This window comes from bacterium, from assembly GCA_030647555.1.
Taxonomy (GTDB): Bacteria; Patescibacteriota; Andersenbacteria; order UBA10190; family CAIZMI01; genus CAIZMI01.
Genome location: JAUSJG010000004.1, coordinates 87,371 through 109,956, shown reverse-complemented (window position 1 = coordinate 109,956; position 22,586 = coordinate 87,371). Strand labels below are relative to the sequence as shown.

Annotated in this window: 20 protein-coding genes; 14 read left to right on the top strand and 6 right to left on the bottom strand. The window is 40.1% G+C overall.

Annotated elements, in window-relative coordinates; genetic code table 11:
- The 9 genes from Q7S57_00890 to rplU form a co-directional block, all read left to right on the top strand.
- Positions 1-1,507: C-terminal helicase domain-containing protein (locus Q7S57_00890; protein MDO8511804.1), on the top strand; the 1,507-nt coding region annotated here is incomplete at its 5' end.
- The gene (locus tag Q7S57_00885; protein ID MDO8511803.1) at positions 1,504-4,857 is read left to right on the top strand and encodes a TaqI-like C-terminal specificity domain-containing protein; all 3,354 of its coding nucleotides are present in this window, start codon (positions 1,504-1,506) and stop codon (positions 4,855-4,857) included. The genes Q7S57_00890 and Q7S57_00885, both read left to right, overlap by 4 nt.
- Before the next feature lies 1 nt (position 4,858).
- Positions 4,859-5,908, top strand: a complete 1,050-nt coding sequence (locus tag Q7S57_00880; protein MDO8511802.1) for a hypothetical protein — start codon at positions 4,859-4,861, stop codon at positions 5,906-5,908.
- A gap of 102 nt (positions 5,909-6,010) precedes the next feature.
- Positions 6,011-7,648, top strand: coding sequence for an AAA family ATPase (locus Q7S57_00875; protein MDO8511801.1), 1,638 nt, complete (start codon positions 6,011-6,013; stop codon positions 7,646-7,648).
- A gap of 56 nt (positions 7,649-7,704) precedes the next feature.
- The gene (locus Q7S57_00870) at positions 7,705-8,166 is read left to right on the top strand and encodes a hypothetical protein (GenBank protein ID MDO8511800.1); all 462 of its coding nucleotides are present in this window, start codon (positions 7,705-7,707) and stop codon (positions 8,164-8,166) included.
- Positions 8,167-8,455: 289 nt separating this feature from the next.
- On the top strand, positions 8,456-8,839 hold the full coding sequence (locus Q7S57_00865) for a hypothetical protein (GenBank protein ID MDO8511799.1): 384 nt from the start codon (positions 8,456-8,458) through the stop codon (positions 8,837-8,839).
- 2 nt (positions 8,840-8,841) lie between these two features.
- Complete coding sequence (locus Q7S57_00860; protein MDO8511798.1) at positions 8,842-10,593, top strand: glycosyltransferase family 2 protein; 1,752 nt, start codon at positions 8,842-8,844, stop codon at positions 10,591-10,593.
- Positions 10,594-11,610 carry an MraY family glycosyltransferase gene (locus tag Q7S57_00855; GenBank protein ID MDO8511797.1) on the top strand — a complete coding sequence of 339 codons (1,017 nt, stop codon included), beginning with the start codon at positions 10,594-10,596 and terminating at the stop codon, positions 11,608-11,610. It begins immediately after the preceding gene.
- 116 nt (positions 11,611-11,726) lie between these two features.
- Positions 11,727-12,050, top strand: a complete 324-nt coding sequence (gene rplU / locus Q7S57_00850; protein ID MDO8511796.1) for a 50S ribosomal protein L21 — start codon at positions 11,727-11,729, stop codon at positions 12,048-12,050.
- A gap of 112 nt (positions 12,051-12,162) precedes the next feature.
- On the opposite strand, the gene recR is transcribed toward rplU, so the two are convergent.
- The 5 genes from recR to Q7S57_00825 form a co-directional block, all read right to left on the bottom strand.
- Complete coding sequence (gene recR / locus Q7S57_00845) at positions 12,163-12,780, bottom strand: recombination mediator RecR (GenBank protein ID MDO8511795.1); 618 nt, start codon at positions 12,778-12,780, stop codon at positions 12,163-12,165.
- 138 nt (positions 12,781-12,918) lie between these two features.
- Positions 12,919-14,340 carry a replicative DNA helicase gene (gene dnaB / locus Q7S57_00840; GenBank protein ID MDO8511794.1) on the bottom strand — a complete coding sequence of 474 codons (1,422 nt, stop codon included), beginning with the start codon at positions 14,338-14,340 and terminating at the stop codon, positions 12,919-12,921.
- 166 nt (positions 14,341-14,506) lie between these two features.
- Complete coding sequence (cysS, locus tag Q7S57_00835; GenBank protein ID MDO8511793.1) at positions 14,507-15,961, bottom strand: cysteine--tRNA ligase; 1,455 nt, start codon at positions 15,959-15,961, stop codon at positions 14,507-14,509.
- A gap of 385 nt (positions 15,962-16,346) precedes the next feature.
- Positions 16,347-16,922: a CDP-alcohol phosphatidyltransferase family protein gene (locus tag Q7S57_00830; GenBank protein MDO8511792.1), complete on the bottom strand. Its 576-nt coding sequence runs from the start codon at positions 16,920-16,922 to the stop codon at positions 16,347-16,349.
- Positions 16,922-17,827 carry a magnesium transporter CorA family protein gene (locus Q7S57_00825; protein ID MDO8511791.1) on the bottom strand — a complete coding sequence of 302 codons (906 nt, stop codon included), beginning with the start codon at positions 17,825-17,827 and terminating at the stop codon, positions 16,922-16,924. The genes Q7S57_00830 and Q7S57_00825 overlap by 1 nt, the downstream gene beginning before the upstream one ends.
- Before the next feature lie 276 nt (positions 17,828-18,103).
- Between Q7S57_00825 and Q7S57_00820 the strand changes: the two genes are divergently transcribed.
- A complete protein-coding gene (locus tag Q7S57_00820) occupies positions 18,104-19,198 on the top strand; it encodes a hypothetical protein (GenBank protein MDO8511790.1) in 1,095 nt (364 codons plus the stop codon).
- Positions 19,199-19,389: 191 nt separating this feature from the next.
- On the opposite strand, the gene Q7S57_00815 is transcribed toward Q7S57_00820, so the two are convergent.
- Positions 19,390-20,031 (bottom strand): hypothetical protein, encoded by a 642-nt coding sequence (locus Q7S57_00815; GenBank protein ID MDO8511789.1) that lies wholly within the window; start codon positions 20,029-20,031, stop codon positions 19,390-19,392.
- Positions 20,032-20,384: 353 nt separating this feature from the next.
- Between Q7S57_00815 and Q7S57_00810 the strand changes: the two genes are divergently transcribed.
- The 4 genes from Q7S57_00810 (at position 20,385) to Q7S57_00795 (ending at position 22,517) form a co-directional block, all read left to right on the top strand.
- Entirely contained in the window at positions 20,385-20,639 is a 255-nt protein-coding gene (locus Q7S57_00810) for a hypothetical protein (protein ID MDO8511788.1), read from the top strand.
- Between the two features lie 148 nt (positions 20,640-20,787).
- On the top strand, positions 20,788-21,048 hold the full coding sequence (locus Q7S57_00805; GenBank protein MDO8511787.1) for a hypothetical protein: 261 nt from the start codon (positions 20,788-20,790) through the stop codon (positions 21,046-21,048).
- 217 nt (positions 21,049-21,265) lie between these two features.
- Complete coding sequence (locus tag Q7S57_00800; protein ID MDO8511786.1) at positions 21,266-21,988, top strand: hypothetical protein; 723 nt, start codon at positions 21,266-21,268, stop codon at positions 21,986-21,988.
- Between the two features lies 1 nt (position 21,989).
- Positions 21,990-22,517 (top strand): nucleotide exchange factor GrpE, encoded by a 528-nt coding sequence (locus Q7S57_00795; GenBank protein MDO8511785.1) that lies wholly within the window; start codon positions 21,990-21,992, stop codon positions 22,515-22,517.
- The last annotated feature ends 69 nt before the right edge of the window (positions 22,518-22,586 follow it).

Here is a 22,586-nt window from a genome sequence, read left to right as displayed (position 1 = left end):
GAGTACTCTTCAAAAATTTATAGATTCACATCAAAAAATTCTTGATTGGGTAGAAAAAAAACAATTAGTACCAATTTCCAAAAAAGCTTATATTCCATCGCCGGATGAGATGCCAGAAGAAGATACAGAGGAGATTAATTTGGAAGAACAGGCTGAAGTTTCAACCACTGATGTCACAAATAATAAAAAGATTGTTTTCGTTAAACTTGAGGACCTTGATGAAAAATTTGTACCTGAGCTTAAACATGATATCAGTGTGCTCGCCGATATTTACGATAAGTGGTTTGGTTTGCAATCACCATTTTTAACAATGCCAGACCCTAAATTAAAACAACTCACTCTAGATATTCAAGAACATTTAGCCAATGATCCGGATCGAAAAATTGTTATTTTTAGTATGTACGCCGACACCGTATTATATGTCGGAGAAGAACTCCAGAAAGCTAAAATTTCAACGCTAGTTTATACTGGAAAAAATAGTAAGAGTGATCGCAAAATAGTCAGAGAGAATTTTGACGCCGGAATCGTAGCCGATAAACAATCTGATGATTTTAGGGTTCTTGTTGCAACTGATGCCTTGAGTGAAGGTGTTAATTTAAATAGAGCAGGACGAGTTATTAATTATGATATTCCTTATAATCCAACACGAGTTATACAGCGAGTAGGTCGGATAAATCGAATAGATAAAAAAATGTTTAATGAGCTTTTTATTGATAATTATTTTCCCACCGAACATGGAGAGGAAGAAACAAATATCAGGGGGGTGTCAACATTAAAAATGCAGATTTTTAATTCTGTAGTAGGAAACGATACGCGCACTCTCACAGCAGATGAAACCCCAGAATCATTTTTTATTGATGAATTCAGAAAGGCAACAACCGAGGAAGAGAGTTGGGATACCGTTCATCGAGAAGCATATGAACAAGCAAAGAAACATGATGAAACTATTGAACTTGCAAAAAAAATCCCAATGCGAGCCAGAATTATTAGAAAAAATCGTCAGGCTCAATTAGGGGTTGGTGTTGGTATTCGAGGAGAGAACAAAATATATGCCCTCAAAACTAGCGGACAAGCCGAGTTAGTTGATGCGGAAAAAGTATTAAATCATTTTGCAGCAAATGAGGATGAGGTTGGCGAAAAGACAGACGACCAATTTGGAATTGTTTTTAATACAATAAAAGAGAAACTTTTTGAAAAGCCACCGATGGGACGAATGTCAAAAAATCGAATAGAGGTCGTAAACATTCTAAGGAGTGTTCAAGAATCGCAGTATCAAAATTATTGTGATGACCTAATGAAGGTTGTCAGTGATCTTGATGACCTTTCGGAACGCCAGCTAAAGGAAATAATTAAACTGGCAAAAAAAACCGATTTGTCCGAAGACCAATTAGTGCAGTCCATTATTGAGATAGCCCCCGAACAACAAGTAAAGGTTAGTTTAGACAGACAAAACAGTGAAGCAAAATCATCAAATCTTCTCCTGTTTACTCAAGAACACCGCATGTGATAAATCCTATTTTTACAAATAAATATAATGAAGAGGCCTTTGCGGAATTTATACAAGGCATTATTCCGAGGCTTTCTTTAGATAAAAAACGATCTGAAGTACGTACTGGTTTCAAATCAATCCAACAAATCGCTGAAGCCGGTGAAAACAAGCTCGATCTTGTTGTTTTTGTAGCCAAACTAGATTCATCACTTCATGCTCGTGTTGAAATTACAAAAAATACCTATGCCGTGCTTAAAAGTCATGCCCGGTCTAATGCCTTAGTTGCTTATATATCAGATGATTCTTTAGAATGGCGACTCTCTCTTGTCACAACCAAAGTTACCAGAACAAAAGACGGGATAAAAGAATCCGTATCAAACCCCCGCAGGTTTTCTTATGTCTTAGGACCAAATGCAAAAGTGGCAACACCTTCAAAAATGCTACAAGGAATTATTGACTCAATTATTGATTTAGAAAATAAGTTTTCTTTGGCAGTAGTCAGCAAGGAATTTTTTACTCAAATAGCAACTCAATATTCTAAGCTTGTTGGAGGCACGCGGGGCGAAGGCAGAAAGGCCGTGGTTTTTGAAAGGACTCTTAAGCTTGGGAGTATAGATGATGCTGTCAATGCAAATTTTGCCATTCGTCTTATTGGTCGATTAGTTTTTTGTTGGTTTCTGAAGCAAAAGAAAGGGCACCTAAATAACCCTCTTATACCGTCTGAGATTCTATCTGTTTCTGCGGTAAAAACAACTGGGGATTATTATCATTCAGTCTGCGTGCCACTTTTCTTTGAAGTTTTAAATAAGCCACAACCTTCTCGGCCAACATTTTTTGCTCTTGCAGAATTTTTTAATAAAGTACCATTCTTAAACGGCGGATTATTTCAAGATCATACTGAAGATAATCACAAGTTCAATAAAGCGACCGGAATGAGCGACCGGCGTGGCGTTGTGAATATTCCTGATATTTGGTTTTCTGAATTATTCCAAATTTTTGAGGAATACAATTTCACCATAGACGAAAACACCTCAATTGATACCGAGCTTTCAATTGATCCGGAAATGTTGGGCAGAATCTTTGAAAACCTTTTAGCGGAGGTTAACCCTGAAACAGGAGCCAGCGCACGCAAATCAACGGGTAGTTTCTATACTCCTCGTGAGATTGTGGACTTCATGGTAGAAGAATCACTTATTACGCACTTAAAAACTAAAACCAATATATCCGAAGAGAAGCTACGCGCTCTCTCGTCTTACAATTTGGACGACGATGCTTCCTATCCTATAAACCCGCATGAACGAAGAATTCTCGCTGAAGCAATTCACATTACTACAATTCTAGATCCTGCCTGTGGTTCAGGTGCTTTCCCGATTGGTGTGCTCCAGAGATTGGTGCATATGCTCGAAGTGCTTGATCCGGAATGTTCAATGTATATAAATAAATTTCCTCCGGAGGCACGTAGATTACTTCAAAAACACGATCCTAGATATGTAAGAAAACTTGGTGTGATTAGAGAGTGTATTCATGGGGTGGATATTCAGCCTATTGCCATAGATATTTCTCGTTTACGATGTTTTTTGACGCTTATTGTTGATCAGCAAGTTGATGACAATGCTGATAACAGAGGCATCGAGCCACTACCAAACCTTGATTTCAAATTTGTCTGCGCCAATACACTGATAAGCCCCCCAGTCCACGAAGGTCCATTATTTGGCGATGAATTTGCGATTGCGCTAGGAGAACTTGTTGATGAATATTTTACGCCAGTTGATCAAAATCATAAACTGGTCACAGCGGGAAAATTGAAGGATCTAATTCATGAAAAAACTAAGAGGGAACTTGAAAATATTCTGAAATCATATAGTTATGTGAAAGATGAAAAATATAAAAAAGCCCTGGCTCAAAAAAATGAAAAATCAGACTCGGAGAGACTGCGCATAAATGATCTTTGGGGAAGTTATGAAAACATCTTCCAAAATAAACCAGTTGGTTTTTTTGATACCAGATATTTTTCCCCTGCTGTTTTTCGAAGTGGTGGTTTTGATATCGTTATAGGCAATCCGCCATATCTTAGAGAGAGGGGCAATAAGTTGAGATTTGAGGAGGTGAATTTATCTGAATTCGGTAAAAAATATCACCAAGGAAAAATGGATTTCTGGTTCTATTTTTTACACAAAGCCATTGACCTCGTTAAAGATAAAGGAATAATTACTTTTATAACTTCTAGGTATTGGCTAAATAGCTATGGTGCAAAAAAACTTATTAAAAGAGTATCTACTAAACTTTCTTTTGTTAGTTTTGTAGATATTGGTAAATTAAAAGTATTTGATTCCGTTGCAGGTCAGCATATGGTTGCAGTCTATAAAAAGACAAAAGATGTAGATAAATTTATGTATAAGAAGTTGGTGAATGATATTTCAGATATTGGTGAAAAAAGAGACACGCAGAATTTAAAAATTAAATTATTATCTAACTCGTCAGTTTTCATAAATGACGAAATTATCCTTGAAGATGATCATAAACTTAATGATGTATTTATATTAGGTAGTATTTGTGATATCTCGGTCGGAGTTCAAGAATCTCCAGATAAAATCAGTAATAAACAAATAAAAAATTCAAAAAGAAAAGATGTCCAAGTAGACGATGGAGTCTTTGTGCTGAGTCAAAGTGAATTAGATACTATAAATCCAAATAAAACTGAGCGCTCAGCGATTAAAAAATATCTAGACCCAAACGATATATATAGATACGGTATGGCTTGGCGTCAAAAATATCTAATTTATACAGACAATGTAGTTAAAGAGAAAATTAGGACAGATATTAAATATATCAATATTAAAAAGCACTTGGATAAATATTCTGGTTTTATTACGTCTTCGAATAAACCCTATGGCTTGCACAGGCCTAGAGAAATAAAATATTTCGTAACTCCAAAAATTATTTTTAAAGGGATGTTTGTTAAGAACGAATTTACGTATGACGACCAAAATTATTTTACCGGTTTTTCGTTTTCCATGATTATCGAAAAGAATCCAGAATATGGATTAAAATATATCCTTGCAGTTCTTAATTCAAAATTCGCCTTAGAATGGTTCTATAGAAATGGTAAAAAAAGAGGTGCCGGCGTTGATATCGGGGTTATAAAGTTAAGACAATTTCCAATAAAAAAAGCATTAGAGTGTCAACAAAAACAGTTTATAGAAATTGTTGATAAAATTTTGGCAATTACTAAATCCGGTGGTTATTTAGAAAATCCCGCAAAAAAGGAAGAAGTCACAGAATACGAAAAACAAATTGATCAGCTTGTTTATAAACTCTACGACCTCACTCCGGAAGAAACTACAATTATTGAGAAATCAATGAGGTAATATGGCAAAAAGAAAATCACGAGTTATGAAATACCAGTACCACATTAACACCAGTATAAATGCGGCAAAATTCAGTATTGAAATGTTTAATCGAATCGAAGGATTGCATTCGAAACAAGCATCAATAATATTTAACTCACAAGCATGGGAGTTGCTCGCAAAAGCCGTCCTAATTAAGCAAAAGAAAAACATATATTTTCCTGACGGAAGAAGTATCAATGCGGAAAAAGCAGTGAATCAATTACACCACATAGTTCATATTATTTCTTTGGAGGAGAATCAGACAATTCAACAAATTATTTCTTTAAGAAATGAGGCTTTGCATAATATCTACCCGGATTTAGATGATGAAATCGTTACTCATTTAATCTACTGGTCACTCAAAACATTTCATCGAATTATTAAAGATGAATTCAAATCGTATTTTGTTAAATTTGATAAAAATTATTTATCAGTTGCTTTTAAGGATTATACATTTTACTCTCACAAACTGAGCAAACTTTTTGCATACTCAAGAAAATCAAAATCAGAAAAAAACAGAGCTTTGTACATCCTCGATCGTGCATGCAGTTTTGCAGAAGTTGCTGATTCTGCTACGTATATTAATCATGGAGACTGGATATCCGGAATAAAATCTAAACCCAAAAAATCAAGGATTGGCAGACATCTATCTGTTAGCAATTATACCAACAAACAGGAGAATGTTAGAATTATGGCCGTGGAAACTCCCAAGGGATATAAATCGGAAATTTCAAGTGAAAAAGCAAAGAAAACATCTGAGGCTCTAAGTGTGTTGGTAAAAAAAAGTGTCCCCGAAGTAGATTATCCATTTTTACAATCTGATTTAGCGCGACAGATGAATGTCACCCCATATTTTATCAGATCGTTAGCAAAACACTTAAACCTGCTAGGTAATATTGAATATCATACATCGATAAAATCCGGCAAAAATTCTAAATTACAAAAATATAGCAATAAAATGCTTAATTTTCTTAAAGAGTTTGTTGCAAAAAATCCACAGTGGTCACCGTATAAAATAAGGGCAACCTAAAGGTGCCAGGTATCTTTAGGAATGTTCTAATATTCTAGTTGTTCTATAATTTTTTTATATGGACAACTATAAAGAAATTTCTCAAATACTATAAAAAACACAATGAATGATATTGCAATTGATTTTGTAAAAGAAAGAAGTTTGGACGTAGAAAAAATATTGAATTCCAAACATCCTAGAAAAGTTGTTGTGGCTGGACCAGGTACTGGTAAGAGCTATTTATTTGAACAGGCAATTAAAAAAAAGAAAGCGGAAGGAAAAAGCAATTTTCTGGCAATTACGTTTATTGGAAAATTAGGAGACTCACTTGCAGATGATCTGGCTGGTATGGCGAATGCAATGACTTTGCATGGATTTGCCAGGAAATTTTTGCTTAGCATATATCCTTCTAGTTGGATATATTACCCCGACATATCCAATATTATTATGCAAGATCTTGAGTTAAATGGGTCACGAACCACTAGTGTATTGGATCCTGAGTATAAGAAGAGAACAATATATTACAGGGCATTCGGAGATGATGATATAATTGGTTACGCCTTAAAAGTTTTGAAAAAGAATTCTGACAGAATACCTAAGTATGATTTGATATTAGTCGATGAATTTCAAGATTTTAATGAAACAGAGGCTGAGTTTATTGATATACTGGCTACAAAAAATGAAGTTTTGGTAGTTGGTGATGATGATCAGGCTTTGTATGAGTTTAAAGGGTCTTCTCCAAAGTTTATTAGAAATAAGTTCTCAACATCAAACAAAGATTTTGAGGGCCATACTTTGAGATTTTGCTCTCGCTGTACGCAAACGATTGTCACAGCTTTTCACGATATCGTTACAGCTTTTGGTTTAAATACAAAAGAAAAAGATCGTATACAGAAGGAGTATTTATGCTATCTTCCGCAGAAAAAAGAGGATAATTTACTTAATCCCAGCATAGTTCTACTAAGCGATGTCGGTCCGGGTCAAATTCCGTTTAAGATCGAAAGCGAATTAAGTAATATTCTTCAGAACCAGAAGGTGAAAACAGTTCTGGTGATAGGTGAAGGTAGGTCATGTAAAGGAATGCTTTCAGATGTCGCATTGAAATTAAAAGAGATGGGTTTTAGAAATGTTCATCATGGTGCACAAGGGAGTATGTTTACATTTAAAAAGAATCTGTATGAGGGGTACAAGATTCTTCAAAAGGGTAAAAATGATTTACTCGCATGGCGATTAATTGTAGAAGAAATGGATATACCAACTAAAGAAAAACTTATCATTAATCATTTTAAGGATCCCGCTGGTTTTATACAAAATATTCCCATGGCATTTAAAAAAGAACATGAGAAAAATGCAGTCACCTTAAACACTATTTTAAGAAAATCAAAATCTGTTCGGGACTATATTGCTGAGTCTTCTATAGAAAAACTTAAAAAACAACTAGTGATTGAAAAGATGAGCGAACGCGAACTCCTAATGAGTCAGTTGATTGTTGAAAATGGTCATATTCCCAGACCTCTGGCCAATTTGGATATCACTGTTTGTAATATATTGGGTGCAAAGGGGCTGGGTGCAGACGTGGTATTCTTGATTGGGTTTGATGAAAAAAAGTTACCAATGAACGATCCTGTAAAAAATAGCGAGGTTTATCAAATGTTGGTTGCGCTAACAAGAGCTAAAAAGCGTATTTATTTAATCAATACAAAAAATAAAAAAATATCTAGATTTATGAATTATATTAATAAAAATGGAGGAGCAACCTAAAGGTGTCAGGTGTCTTCAGAATACTCTAATATTCCAGTTGATCTATAATTTTTGGGATGGACAACGATAAGGAAACTCCTAACAACGAGGACGAAAATCAAGAATCTGACGACGAAATTATGAATCCCATTTTCAAATGGGATTTCTATGGCTTCGTTTGTATGATTATATCTGCTTGGGTTTTACTTATCCCGGTGAGTGGCTGGCTGGGCGGGAGCGATTTCGTATTTTGGGCGCTCGTTTTGTTTAATTTGTACCTCTCTCTTTGGTTGTGGCGCTATGCAGGGAAGTATCTCGCCCGGAAGTCATATGAAACGGGTATACCGCTTTATCTTCCAATAACTGATGAAGAAAAGAAAAAGCGAGAAGAGAAGAAGCGTAGGCAAGAGGAAGCGCAACGCAGGGATGAACGGATCCTGAAACTGTTGCTGTACGGCGCGATAATTTTTGCTGTTGCGTTAGTCGTTATAGAGTTCCTAAACGAAGGAGTAACGGGTTTTATAGACATATTTCGTTGAAAAGGGAGTGATTACGACGGATTCCTGCCCACGGGCAGGAATGACACGACTCTTTGTTTGGAGTTGGGCTTGCTTTGCCCTACAATTACGGTATATTCGAAGACCACTAAGGGAACTCTCATAAATAAACTATCCATCTTATGTCCAATACATCTCTGACTACAATCACTACTCAATCACAAAATCTCTCATCGTACTTACAGTACGCCTCAAGATTTTGTTCAATCGTAGTAACCGTATTCAGAGCGTATTGAACAGAATATGAACAGTTTATTTATGAGAGTCCCCTATGACAATTAACCAAAATTTACCGACACAGCCGGAAGCTTCATTTACAAAGCGCGGGTTTTTATTGAAAATCGCGATTTTTGATTTGGTTTTTTTACTGATTTTTTTTGCCCTTCTTTGGGGAATGTGGACTAAATTGCCCGCGGACGGCGTAAAATTGCACGGCACGGTGGATGTTGGGGTTGATTTATTGGGTACTAGAAACGAAATCGGCTGGTTTGGTATTTTTGGATTGGCGGTTTATTCGGTCAATATGCTATTGGCTTTTATTTTAGTGAAACGCGAAAAAATCGCCACGCTTTATTTAGTAGTCGCCACCGGTTTGATTATCTTTTTCTTGATCGTGACGGCTTTTTTCTTGATGCGGTTAAATAGAATTATTTAAGAATGTTAAAAGAAACTATTTTGCCGTTAAAAATGTCCAATCCTCTTACAATGATACGAGAGTTGGGCGATACCCCCGTTCGTCTTGATTTGGAGATGCTGGAAATGAGATTTTACGAAATTCTGCCCGGTTTCACAAGCTGGTTAACCTTAATCGGCCTGGGGGTGCTTTCGTTTATTATTCCGATGTGGATTTCCATTTTTCTGATTCTTTACGATTTGTATTGGTTGGTGCGCGCGGTTTATATGTCCTCATATTTATTATCTTCGTATCGGCAATTACGCAAACAACACGGCGTGGATTGGGAAGCACGCTTAAACCTGCTCGATGATTTGACCTCCGCCATCAAAACGGTTGGTGATAAAATTACCGGTTATGAAAATAAAATAGACATAGGGGGTGAATTACCGCGCAAAGAAATAAAAAAGATTAAAACGGTAATTTGGCAAGAAGGTCATTTTCTGGAAGACCTAAAACGCATTAAAAAAGAAAACGTGCAAATGCCGGATTGGCGCGAGATTATTAATTTGGTGGTGATTCCAACCTACAAAGAATCTTTTGAGGTACTTAAAACAACAATGGATCATTTAAAAGAAACTAATTTCCCCCGTGAACGCTTGTGGGTGGCGATGGCTTTTGAGGAACGCGCCGGCGAACACGCCTTAAAAACAAAAAAACAAATTGAGGAATACTATGGTGATGCGTTTGGTCGATTGATTACCACGCTTCATCCGGACGGCATTCCCGGCGAGCAACGCGTGAAAAGCGCTAATGCCACGTGGGCGGTGAAAAAAGTAAAAGAAATTTTTGATAAGGAATTTATCGCGTACGAAAAAGTGGTTATTTCCAATTTTGACAGCGACACTTGCGTTGGTCGGGAATATTTTAATTATTTGACTTATGCCTATATTACCAACGCGGATCGCACGCAATGCAGTTATCAGCCGTTACCTCTTTATCATAATAATATCTGGGACGCGCCATCGTTTACCCGTGTAATCGCGATTAATTCCAGTTTTTGGCAGATGATTGAAGCGGTACGTCCGGAGCGCTTGGTGACTTTTTCGTCACATTCGATGAGTTTTAAGGCACTGGTGGATGTTGGATTTTGGTCGGTAAACGTAGTGTCCGAGGATTCGCGCATTTTTTGGCAGTGTTTTTTGCATTACGGCGGAAAATACCGCACCGTCCCTCTTTTTACCAACGTTTCAATGGACGCCACCCTGGCACCGACGCTTTGGCGAACGTTTGTAAATCAGTATAAGCAAAAAAGACGTTGGGCGTGGGGAATTGAGAACTTTCCTTTTTTGGCGTTTAATTTTAGACGCGTAAAAAATATTTCAATTCGTCGACGTTTGAAATCTTTATTTTTGATTTTTGAAGGCAATCATTCATGGGCGACATCGTCGATTATTATCGCTGTCCTGGGTTGGATACCGGTGCTATATGGCAATCCGGAGTTTCATCAAACGGTATTGGCATATAATTTGCCTTACGTAACACGCGCTCTGGCGTCACTGGCGATGGGTGGCTTGATTGTAACAATGACCTTAACTTTCTTGCTTTTACCACCCGCCCCGGCAGGGACACCAAAAAGAAAATATGTTTACATGGTTCTGCAGTGGGCGTTGGTGCCGTTTATCGCCTCAATTTTGGGTAGTTTTCCAGCACTCGACGCGCAAACGCGAATGATGATTGGCAAGCCACTCGGTTTTTGGGTGACCGAGAAGACGCGTGGCAAAATTAAAACCTAAATGCTTGACTGGACTTCGCCATTGCTTTTTCTAATAGTTTTTGTGATTGCAATGGTTTTTGCAAAATTGTGCGCAAAGTACGGCGCACTGTTTGTATACGCGAATGAAAATAAAATGCCGAGAATAGGCGGGTTGGCAATTATGGTAGCGTGGTGGTGTGCCGCGTTGTTGTTTGGTTTTATAAGCAAAGATACGTTACAGCCGTTTATTTTCGCGACTTTACTTATTCTGATTGTCGGTCTTTGGGATTCACGTCGAGCACTGGATCCTTTTTTCCAACTCATCGCGCAGATTATTATTGCCATTATTGCCGTTTATTGGGGAAAATTAGGCATCGACTATATTACAAATCCTTTTGGCGGAGTTATCAGTTTCAACAACGCGCCAATTTTCGGCACGTTATTTATTGGGGATATTTTAGCTGTTTTTTGGATTGTCGCGATGATGAATGTTATAAATTTTATGGATGGTTTGGATGGTTTGGCCGGCTCGGTTACAGGTGTGGCCTTTATCACAATCGGTTTTGTGAGTGTTTTACCGCAAGTAAACGATCAAAGAACTGCCGTTGCCGCCTTTGCCGCAACAGTGGCTATCGCCGGTTTTTTGTTTTGGAATTTGCCTCCGGCGAAGCTGTTTTTGGGAACAGTGGGATCATGGTTTTTAGGCTTTTTGATTGCAATCTTAGCTATTCAGGGCGCAACGAAAGTGGCCACAACAGCCGTGGTGGGCGCGGTACCGCTGATTGACGCGTTAATTGTGGTGATTGGGCGATTACGCCGAGGCCACTCGCCATTTCGCGGTGACTTAACACATCTGCACCACAGATTGAAACGTCGGGGTCTTTCTGATCGGGTGATTTTGGCGATTTATACCGGTTGTTCCGTTTTGCTTGGATTGGCAGCCGTAATCCTACAAACGCAGAATAAGATTATTTTGTTCGTGATTTTTAGTGTGGGGTTGGTGGTATTTGTGCTAGTGGGGTCACAGTACGCGAAACGGAGAATACAGGCTAAATAAGATTAGCGTGACGACGCTAACCAACACCACTCCCGAAGAAGTACCTCGGCACCACTTCGGGAGTGAGCGCGACGACTTTCTTGACCGTTGAATAGAACCCTGCTAAGCTTGCTCACATGAAACCAAACTACGCTATTATTGCGACGGGAGGGAAGCAGTGTCTCGTTAAAATCAACGAAACTGTTAAAATTGAGAAACTAGAGAAGATCCTCGGCGAAACCGTAGAAATCACGGATGTACTGTTGGTTGGTGATGATGAAACGGCGGAAATTGGCAAACCAGTGGTGGCGGGAGCGGTTGTGACAGCCGAAGTGTTAAAACAGGGTCGAGCTAAAAAAGTTACAGGCATCAAATTCAAGCCAAAAAAACGTGAAAAGGTGGCGTTTGGACACAGACAGACGTTTACGGAATTATTGATCAGAGATATTAAACTAGCGTAAAAAAAATCAGTTCCATGTCGGGACTGATTTTTGAATAATGATTTATGATGTATGAATAATGAGACGCGTTCGGCGCTTCGTCATTCATGTGTCGTCAATCATAAATCATTATTCATCGCGTCAGCGTTCTTCTTCCCGAAAACGCGTGACTGATTGTTAGATCGTCGGCATATTCCAATGCGGCTCCTGTTGGTAGTCCTTGCGCCAATCTTGTGATAACCACATCGGGGTTACCCTGGATAACTATTTTTTTGATGTAGAGTGCCGTTGTTTCTCCTTCGGTTGATGGGTTTAGAGCAAGAATAATTTCACGCGGTTTTTCTGCGTCGATTCGATCAATCAAAACGCTGATGCCAATGTCTTCGGGCCCAACGTGATCCAATGGAGAAAGTAATCCGCCAAGGACATGATATACGCCTCGGTATTCGCCAATTCTTTCAATGGCGATAATATCTAACGAACTCTCGACAACGCAAAAAACCGATTTGTCGCGCATGGAGTCGAGACAAATTTTACATTTATTGCCATCGGTTAGCATTCCACATACCTGACACTTTGAAATACCTCCCAAAAGTCCACCAATATCGTTTTGAAGTTTTGTCAAAAAAGCCGGTGATTCGGTTAATAAGTTAAAGGCGATTCTTTGTGCGCTTTTTGGGCCGATGCCGGGGAAGCGCTCAAGATCTTCTAAAACTCTTCTTAATGCTTCGGGGAGTAAAGCGATGGACATGCCAATAAATAATTATCAATTTTCAATGGTCAATTATCAATTAATTATCAAATTCCAATTTTCAAATACGTCGGACTTTTGATAATTATATAATTGATAATTCATTGATAATTGGGAATTGATAATTGAAAATTTTGGTTACGCTCTCGCTCGTGCCTTATGTCCGACTTCTTCCTGCTGATAATGTTGTGTATCAATTGCCGCGAAACTGGCGCACTCTTCTTTGAAGTAGAGGGAGATCACGCCGGTCGGTCCGTTACGATGTTTAGCGATAATAACATCGACGATATTGGGGCTTTCCGCCGTTTTTTCGTGACGACCGCGGGGATACAGAAAAAGCACCACGTCGGCATCTTGTTCAATGGATCCGCTTTCACGCAAGTCGGACAGTTTTGGTACGGGCGGTAGGCGTGCTTCAACGGCACGCGACAACTGCGATAACGCAAGAATGGGAATATTTAATTCACGCGCCAAACTTTTTAACGCACGAGAAATCTGGGAAACTTCTTGCACGCGACCTTCCTTGGAATCTCCTTCCAATAATTGCAAATAATCGATTACCAGAAAACCAATGCCGTGTTCTGCCTGCAAGCGTCGTGCCAAAGTGCGAATTTCCATAATATTACTGCTTGCCGAATCATCGATATAAATAGGGGCCTCGGATAATACCGCCATCGAGCGATTAATCCGTGAAAAATCGTCATCGGGAAAACCTTCGTTGGAAAGATGTCCGGTCCGCATTTTCCAGAGGTCTACTCCCGCTTCCGCGCATATTAAGCGATCTGCCAACTGTTCCTTGGACATTTCAATGCTGAACACGCCAACCGCCGCTTTTTCACGCACCGCGATGTGGCGCGCAAAATCCAGCGCGAGGGATGTTTTTCCAACACTGGGGCGAGCCGCTAGAATGACCAAGTCGGACCGTTGCAGACCGGAAAGAAGATTATCGAGTGGCGCAAAACCAGTTGGAAGACCGCGCAAACTGCCGTCGCCCTTGTGCAGACTATCGATGCGATGAAAAGCCTCTGTTAAAACCGTTTTCATCGGTACGAAAGATTGTCTCAAGTGTTGTTGGGAGACGGAAAACAGACTCTGCTCGGCTTCATCCAAAACTTTATTTACTTCTTCCTCCTCATTAAAACCAAGCTCGCTGATATTGGCCGCGGCACTGATTAAACGACGCAGGGTGGCTTTCTTTTGAACAATCTTCGCATAATGCTCAACGTGACCGGCCGTTGGCACGGCGGCGGCCAAGGAAGCAATGGTAGATTCGCCACCCGCTCCGGCAAGATTTCCTTGATCGCGTAAGATGTTTGATAAGCTGATAATATCAATCGGATCGCGACGTTCGTATAAATCAATAATTGCCCCATAAATTAAGGCGTGCATCGGTGAATAGAAGTCCGGTGCTCTAAGAAAATCCGCGACTTTAATGATTGCGTCTTTATTGAGCAGTAAACTGCCCAGTACGGAAACTTCCGCCTCTAGGTTATGAGGAGGAATACGATCACCCGAGCGAAAAGGGTTTCTTGTTGGTTGTTTTTTGTGCTTATCGGCCATGCCCAGTATATCAACCCGCCACAATAAGCGATTTCGATCGCTTATTAATCACGGAGTTGATTATTAATGATAAAATCCAGTATTTCGAATATGCATCGCTTAGACGGATTAATGAATGGCGGGTTGTATTACTGGGCATGAGTTTAGGTTATTGCACAATATCACATTACTTAATCGACGTCAGTTGTTGGCCAATGGCGGTATCTTTTACGTCAAAACCATTAGCGATAATTTGTTTCCGTAATTCATCAGAGAGGGAATAGTTTTTATCTTGGCGCGCTTTTTCGCGCTTGCTTATCAATTCCGTAACTTCCGACGGAACCGCTGTTTTTTCTTTTCCAACAAACGATATTATACCCAAAACCGCGTCAAATGACCGGAAAAGTTCCAATATTTTAACGGCGTCTTGTTTTGATAAACTATTATTTTCCAACAGGGGATTAATTTTACGAATAATTTCAAAGATAATCGCAATTGCTTGCGGTGTGCCAAGGTCGTCCGCTAACGCGCTTGAAAACTTTTCGGAATAATCATTGAGATCAATTTGAGACGCCGGTTTTACAGATGTTTCTAAATCGTCTTGATTACCGGTGACAATTAATTTATCCACAAAACCCTGAAGGCTTTTTAACCCGTCCACGGCCGAATCAAGCGCCGACCAACCAAAATTCAATTTCGAACGGTAATGAGTTTGTAAAAATAGAAACTTGAGTGCGAGGGGATTATAGCCACGTTTAATAATTTCGTTGAGTGTAATATAACCACCGGTACTTTTTGCCATTTTCTTTCCATCAACCAAGAGGAGCTCATTATGCAACCATGTTTTGACGAATTGTTTGCCGGAGGCACCCTCACTTTGCGCAATCTCGTTTTCATGATGCGGAAACATATTATCGATTCCACCGGTATGAATATCAATTGCTTCACCCAAAAGCTGTTGCGCCATCGCGGAACACTCGATATGCCAGCCCGGGTAACCGCGCCCCCATGGGCTGTCCCATTGCATAATATGTTCCTTTTCTGCTTTTACCCAAAGAACAAAATCAAACGCGTGACGTTTTTCTTCTCTTACGCCAACGCGCGCGCCCGGTTCCACTTCCGCCGTGGTATTACCGGAAAGTTTTCCGTAACTACTAAATTTTGTGACGTCAAAATATATTCCGGAATTAGTCTCATACGCAAAACCGTTTGTTATTAAGTTTTCGATAACTTTAATCATGGCGGAGACATGCATTGTGGCGCGCGGGTAAAAATCGGCCGGCTCCGCTCGCATCTGAATCAATATCGCGAAAAATTCCTGCGTGTATTTGGCGGCGATTATTTCCGGCGTCAGTTTTTCTCTTTCCGATGCAATCAGCATTTTGTCGGCACCGGCTTCCGCGTGATCGGAATCCATAAGGTGGCCGACGTCAGTGATATTCATAACACTACGAACCGAGTATCCAAGATGTTTTAATGCCTTTACCAGCAAGTCTGCAACAATAAAACGACGGATATTGCCTATGTGCGGGGTACTATAGACCGTTGGTCCGCAATTATAAATTCTAACGACGCCATCCGGATTAACCGGTACAACCTCCGTTAAGGTCTTTTCAAGCGTGTTCCAGATGTGTACCTTCATATTATGAGTGTAACGTAGTAGAACGAGCAGGTAAATACAAAAACCTCCTTCTTCGTTCTCCACCTAGACGAGACTTCCTCAAGGGCTAGTTCTCTCATCCTCAAGGGATGCTTAAGTGGGGTAGGAAAAAAGGAGGCTTATACAAATACATGAAACGCACAAAATGCGTTAGCAATGTTATTTGCGCTTCTTTGTTGCTTTCTTCTTCGCTGTCTTTTTTGCTGCTTTCTTTTTTGCCACTTGCGACCACCTCCTTTCAATTTCCTTGTTTGTATTATATTAAACTCTTTTTTGTTTTACCTGCGAAAATTATTTTAAATTTCGCGTCTAATTAATTTATACGAGCAATCTCTAACACTGTCAAGCAGTTTTATGCTAATAAATTTTATTTTGCGCGCATTAACGCGAATGCGTAATCCAAAATCGATAACGCGGAGAAAATTAAGGTAAATATAATTAAAATTATCGCTACCGGCCAAGTAAATAACGTTTGTGGAAAAATTTGGTAACAATATAGCAGAATAATTACCAGCCCCTGTAAAATTACTTTAACTTTTCCGAAAATATTCGCACCCTTGATGTGAAGAATTTTATTCTTTTTATTAAAGTTGTGAATTACCATCCACCCGCCAAACAAAACAATAATATCAAGCAAAATAATCGCACCAATCAGTACGGGCGCGAAGGGAACAAGAAAGCCCAATACAACAATATGCAGTAATTTATCAGCGACCGGATCAAGCGCTGAGCCGAACTTGGTAACCAATCCGCGTTCTCGCGCCAAAATGCCATCCAGGTAGTCCGAAAATAATGCTAAAAAATACAAAATCACAAAATAAAGCCACAATTGTTGCCAAATACAGTAGACAATCGGCGCGATTAAAAAAAACCTGAATCCCGTGATGTGATTAGGTGAAATCCTACGCGGAATCAGATTAATAATCGACGATATTACTTTCATCAGATCATTTTGCGGGCGCGGTAATACCAAAGAATAACAAAGTCGATTACCAACATCAAGCCGATTAATAACCAAAAAATTACAAAATTAACTTGTGGCGCGTCGGAAATAGACGGCAGAACCTGACCAATTACTGCCAATGGAATATAAAGCGCGCTGATTAGTGTTAGTACTTTAATAAATTCGTTTAGTTTGTGCGATAAAAGATTGGCATTAGTATCGGATAAGGAGGTAATTTTTTCGTATTGATTGTCTAAAGCATCCCAAACTCGTTGTAAACGAGACTGGATGCTTTTAAAAATTGCCTTGTAGGCGGGCGTCGCGAAATCGCCATGCAACATTTCGGGATTATAGAGATGAATTTGCGGACGAATAATTTGGCGGAAACCGGACAAATCGCGGCTTAAGGAGCTCAACTCGTACACCATTGCGCGCTCTTCGCCGTTGAAAATTTTGTGTTCGGCAAGCTCAATTTTTTCGTAAATATGATCAATTTTCGGAAATGACGAATCAATTAGCACGCCCATAATACTGTAAAGCAAATAGGCGGCGCTTCTACCGACATAGCGCTCTTGTAATTTTTCGCTCTCGTTTATCTGTCTAAAAAATTGGTCCAACAAATGCACGCGTCCCATATGAACGGTAATAATGTGGCCGTCGGTAATAAAAATATCCACTTCCGCAGGGGTCGTACTGCGTGATTTGGCATCAAAGACGGGGGAGTGAACGATTGCAAACATATACCCCTGATATTCTTCCAACTTCGGTCGCGTTGAACGGTGGGTGAGTTCTTGAATATCCGAAGAATGAAATTGGAACTCTCGTTCCAGAAAATCCAAATCTTCTTTTGTAAGATCGATAATGTCTATCCAAGTTAGCTCTTTTGTTTTTATTTGTCTTAGCACGAGGACAGTATAGCAAATAATTCTTATTTGTTGAATATTGAACAATTTTCCCAAACAACAGGCATATCATTTAACACCTTACATAATTTGAAATTTGAAATTTTTAATCAATTTGTCAGCCGTCGCTAAAGCTATGGCCGATAAAAAATATCGTAATAAATTAATTTGAAAAACGCGTTCGTATTTCAAATTTAGATATTAAAAATTGATTTCAAATTAAAAATTTCAAATTTCAAATTATTTTGTCTATTTATCCATAAGTGCTAAAATATGCATATGAACACAAATATAATAAAACTAGTCGCCATATTGGGAACTATTGCTTTATTTGGCGCCGGGTGCGGTGGAACTACTAAAACAACAGTAATTCCGCCCGGTGGCGTTTATGTATCTAAAGATGGCGGTCAAAATTGGACCCAAATGTCGAAATATACCGGCGGATTGGATATTACAAAGGTCGCTCCTTATAAGGTTGTTTTTGATCCATACGATACGGCAAAACTTTACATGGCGGCCGGGCCTAGCGGTTTATTACATTTTGATAATACAACTGCGGAGTGGGCACAAGTAAAAACACCCGCGCAATTTGTTCTAGGAGTCGCGGTGCATCCGCGTAATTCAAATATTTTATTTGTTTTCGGCAATTCCGTGACGGATCCGAAACGGTATAAGATTTGGAAATCTTTTGACGATGGGAAAAATTGGACAGAAATTTATGTTGATCCTGTTGTACAAACAGGCGGTATATTCAGTAAAAAGATCGCTCCCGGGATTATCACAGCCATGGAAGTTGATCCCACGCGACCGGAGATTCTGCTAGTCGGTTCTAGTTCCGGCGCTTTGCTAATAACAAGCGATGGTGGGGCGACCTGGAGTAACGCCCATTCGTTTGCATCTGGAATTGCCGGCGTGCGCGTCGCACCTGCCTCGGGGCAGTGGTATGTTTTGCTGGTTAGCGGACAAGTAGCCAGTTCCAGCGATGGTGGGGAAAACTTCGAAGTTGTCAATATTAAAAAAGGCGACACCGAAGCAAAGTCGCTACTGGCAATCCAGTTTGTCTCCGACGGAAATAAAACCAAGAATATTCTAGCCGGTACTGAACATGGGATATTTAATTCGACTGATGATGGTAAAACCTGGTCGGTTGTGCCGTTGCCGGTCAGTGAAAAACAGTCCGTTTCCATTAACGCCATCGCGGCGGGGGTGGGGAAAACTATCTACGCGGGCGCGAATTTTGTCCTATACACATCAAAAGACGACGGAATCAAGTGGAAGGTTTATCAGTTTCCGTTAACTAATGCGATTAGATTTCTGTTAACAGATCCAAAAGACGCGAACACGGTATATGCGGTATTTAATCCGGCAGGATAAAACCCCAATTACCAAATCTCAAATCCCAACAAAATTTCGAAGTCCTAAATCCTAAAACGATCGTGCTTAGGATTTTGTATTTTTTGGATTTTGTTGGTCATTGGGGTTTGGGTTTTGGAATTTAAAAGGTCAATAGCCAATCACTAAACCAGAATACCGAAAAATGTCCAAGTCCCAATCACTAACTAGTGTTAATCAGTCAATTGTACTGTCTGCCGTGCTGTATATGTAATTCCACCTACCTCGGCGGTTACTTTTAGCACTACCGGTCCCGAATTGCCACCAAACGTGACCTCGGATTGGAATTTTTGCGGGATTTGAAAAGCACCAAAAGAGGATGACTGTGAACCGGAAACGGAAGAACTGGAGGAGCCGGTGGATGAACTACTATTTAGTGATGTTTCGAGACGCGTGCTTGTACCCATCAGCCCTTCCGGACCATCAATATACCAACTAACCACAAAGGGTTGATTCGCGCTGGCCTGTGCTGGAACACCAACAAAACGGATTGAGGTTTGTTTCGAAACCGTTGTGTCCGGCCCTGTTTTAGCGGTGATTGGTGTTGAATTTTGGGTTACCGTAACACCCTTAACTTGTTGTTTGGTTGATGTGCTTGTGCGTGGTGGGGCAGTCGGTAACAAGACTGGGGTACTCGAAACGGTAGCGGGAGTTGGTGTCGGAGTTGCCGTTGGCTCTGTGATAAGAGGACTTTCAGAAGGTGATGGGGTTGTTTTTGGCTTTTGGATCACTTTTCCCAGGTAATAACCACCGGCCGTTACAGCGCCAATAATGATTATTCCGACAATCGCGATCGTTAATAGTTGTTTTTGCATTGCAATATAGATGAAGGACGAAAACTGATTGCCTCCTATTTAACATTTAATGTAAATCTTGTCCACCACTTCGCTCTTCACTTACATGAAGAGCTTCGCGGTGCAGGCATGTTTGATAATAACAAACTCAATCTTCTTTATTATAAAAAGCGAAGTGGTGCCCCGCATAGCCCGCCCCGCAGGGCGAGGCGACGTGGGGTTATAACAACACATACATTTGTTGTGAGATGTGTTTTAGGGCACCACAAAAAAGTAGTGATGCTTGACAAATCGATATTTCGAGAATAACCTGCCAAGTTGGGTTTAAACCCACACTCTGGTTCGTTTTTCACTTCAGACTAAGGGGAATTGCCATGTTACGATTTGTCCGTGCATTGAGCGGAGTCGTTTTTCTGATTGAAGCATTGGTCTTTGCTGTTCAAGGCTGTTGTTTCGTTGTTGATGCTGCCATGTCAACCTTTTGGAGCACTGGCCTGAAGTTCATTCACACAGATCTATTTGTTGCTTGGTTCGGTTTTGGGGCGTTCGGTGTTCTTGTGCCCAGCATGATCGTTTTCATTCTAGCCTCCTGCGTGCTTTCAGAAACTCGCGCTACGCAACCAAAGTAAAGACGCTCTGTCAGCCCCCGCCCCAATAAGGCGGGTCTTTTTTTAGTCTGTGCTTGACAAACCGATATTTCGGGACTACTGTGCCTGGTTGGGTTTAAACCCACAGTTTAGTTCGTTTTTCATCTTGAACAAGAATAAGGAATTTGCCATGCTGCGCATTGTCGGGGTATCAAGTGGTGTCATTGCTCTAGTTTCCGGTGCACTCTTTGCTAGCCAGATTGTGATTATCACTGTGGTTGGATTTGTCGGGTTATTTTCAAACACGGTATTAAAGTTCTATTTCTCCAGCACATTCTCGACCCTAGTAAGTTATTGGCCAGTCAATATTTGTGTAGCAAGTTTTCTGGTTTTTGCCGTCGCTCACTTTATGAGCGGTGACGAAGATCGGTTTACCGACCAGACCAAATAGGTCGAATTACGCGAGATAATCCATGTGCACCGGCGCATGGATTTTTTATTTTTCTTCACAAAGAAAAATAATCCCCCATAGCCGCGTGGTTGCCGAAGCGACTTTACGTGGCGACGGGGGATATTCTCTTGACATCATTTTTATTTCCATTAGCATAATTAGCAGTCTATTGCTTAGAGTGCTAAATTGCATTATCATCTAAATTACATAGAAACTAATGACAGAACGTCAAGATAAAATCTTAAAAGCCCTGGTACGGGAATACATCAAAACGGCCGATCCGATCGGTTCCGAATCTTTGACGGAAAATTATAACCTCCCGTATAGCTCGGCAACGGTGCGTGCGGAATTGGCTTGGTTGGAAGATGCGGGCTATTTAACTCAACCACACACTTCGGCCGGCCGAATTCCAACTGATAAAGGTTATCGATATTTTGTGGATGAAACGATCAAGGATGAATACCTCACAAAAAATGAAATTAATCGCTTAAAATCAGAGCTTTTGAATGCCCGAGCGCAACATAATCGTCTCGCACGCGGAACGGCAAAGCTTTTAGCGGGATTGTCACAAAATATGGCGGTAGCCGGTTTAATTGACCGTGATGAATTTCATGAAGCGGGATTGCCGGAATTAATCAGAGAACCGGAATTCGCCGATGCGGAATGCTTGCTGGATGTTTCAAAAATTTTAGATGTTTTGGAAGATAACTACGAAGACTTAGTTTTAAAATTAAATAAGATTCCGCAAGTTTATATCGGTGGAGAAAATCCATTCGCGGACGTAAAACACGTCAGTATGATTTTGGCCGCCTGCGATTTACCAAGTGGAGAACGAGGATTATTGGCCATTATCGGACCAACCAGAATGCGCTATGAGCACAACATCCAACTGCTTAATGCTTTCGCGAACATCATTGAAAATGAAGGGAGAGAAGAATAAAATGAACATCTTAAAAAGGGGAGACAAAGCGCAAAAAATTCACAGTCACATAACTCCTAATGAAGAAGAAATGAAATTAAAAGAAGAAGCGGAAACAAATTTAGCCGGGTGGAAAAGGGCAATGGCGGATTATGAAAATCTGCATCGCAGGATGGGCGAGGAGAACATGAAAGCAAGAATGAATGGGACAGAAGAGGCCTTAAGATCGATGTTACAGGTTCTAGATTATTTTGACGCCGCGTTTACAACAATTCCGGAGGAAATTAGTAAAAACGAGTGGGTAATCGGGATGACAAATATTCAAAAAGCTTTCCTCAATGCGTTACAAACACAAGGAGTAGAGCCGATTGACGCGACCGCCGTCCCATTTGACCCAAAATATCACGAAGCAGTGGAACACATTAAAGACGAGACGAAACCGGCCGGAACAGTATTAACGGTAGTAAGTAAGGGGTATCAGTTGGGAAACAAGGTTCTGCGACCGGCGAAGGTGAAAGTTTCGGATAATCCAACGGTGAATGATGAATAAAGATTTATGAATGATGAATGAGACGGAACTTAAAATGTTAATTAATTATTAAATTATTAATCATAAAAA

Bases quoted from the DNA above. Each gene is read 5' to 3' on its own strand.
- Q7S57_00880 (MDO8511802.1), top strand. From the start codon at position 4,859: ATGGCAAAAAGAAAATCACGAGTTATGAAATACCAGTACCACATTAAC.
- Q7S57_00875 (MDO8511801.1), top strand. From the start codon at position 6,011: ATGAATGATATTGCAATTGATTTTGTAAAAGAAAGAAGTTTGGACGTA.
- Q7S57_00870 (MDO8511800.1), top strand. From the start codon at position 7,705: ATGGACAACGATAAGGAAACTCCTAACAACGAGGACGAAAATCAAGAA.
- Q7S57_00865 (MDO8511799.1), top strand. From the start codon at position 8,456: ATGACAATTAACCAAAATTTACCGACACAGCCGGAAGCTTCATTTACA.
- Q7S57_00860 (MDO8511798.1), top strand. From the start codon at position 8,842: ATGTTAAAAGAAACTATTTTGCCGTTAAAAATGTCCAATCCTCTTACA.
- Q7S57_00855 (MDO8511797.1), top strand. From the start codon at position 10,594: ATGCTTGACTGGACTTCGCCATTGCTTTTTCTAATAGTTTTTGTGATT.
- rplU (MDO8511796.1), top strand. From the start codon at position 11,727: ATGAAACCAAACTACGCTATTATTGCGACGGGAGGGAAGCAGTGTCTC.
- recR (MDO8511795.1), bottom strand. From the start codon at position 12,780: ATGTCCATCGCTTTACTCCCCGAAGCATTAAGAAGAGTTTTAGAAGAT.
- dnaB (MDO8511794.1), bottom strand. From the start codon at position 14,340: ATGGCCGATAAGCACAAAAAACAACCAACAAGAAACCCTTTTCGCTCG.
- cysS (MDO8511793.1), bottom strand. From the start codon at position 15,961: ATGAAGGTACACATCTGGAACACGCTTGAAAAGACCTTAACGGAGGTT.
- Q7S57_00830 (MDO8511792.1), bottom strand. From the start codon at position 16,922: ATGAAAGTAATATCGTCGATTATTAATCTGATTCCGCGTAGGATTTCA.
- Q7S57_00820 (MDO8511790.1), top strand. From the start codon at position 18,104: ATGAACACAAATATAATAAAACTAGTCGCCATATTGGGAACTATTGCT.
- Q7S57_00815 (MDO8511789.1), bottom strand. From the start codon at position 20,031: ATGCAAAAACAACTATTAACGATCGCGATTGTCGGAATAATCATTATT.
- Q7S57_00810 (MDO8511788.1), top strand. From the start codon at position 20,385: ATGTTACGATTTGTCCGTGCATTGAGCGGAGTCGTTTTTCTGATTGAA.
- Q7S57_00805 (MDO8511787.1), top strand. From the start codon at position 20,788: ATGCTGCGCATTGTCGGGGTATCAAGTGGTGTCATTGCTCTAGTTTCC.
- Q7S57_00800 (MDO8511786.1), top strand. From the start codon at position 21,266: ATGACAGAACGTCAAGATAAAATCTTAAAAGCCCTGGTACGGGAATAC.
- Q7S57_00795 (MDO8511785.1), top strand. From the start codon at position 21,990: ATGAACATCTTAAAAAGGGGAGACAAAGCGCAAAAAATTCACAGTCAC.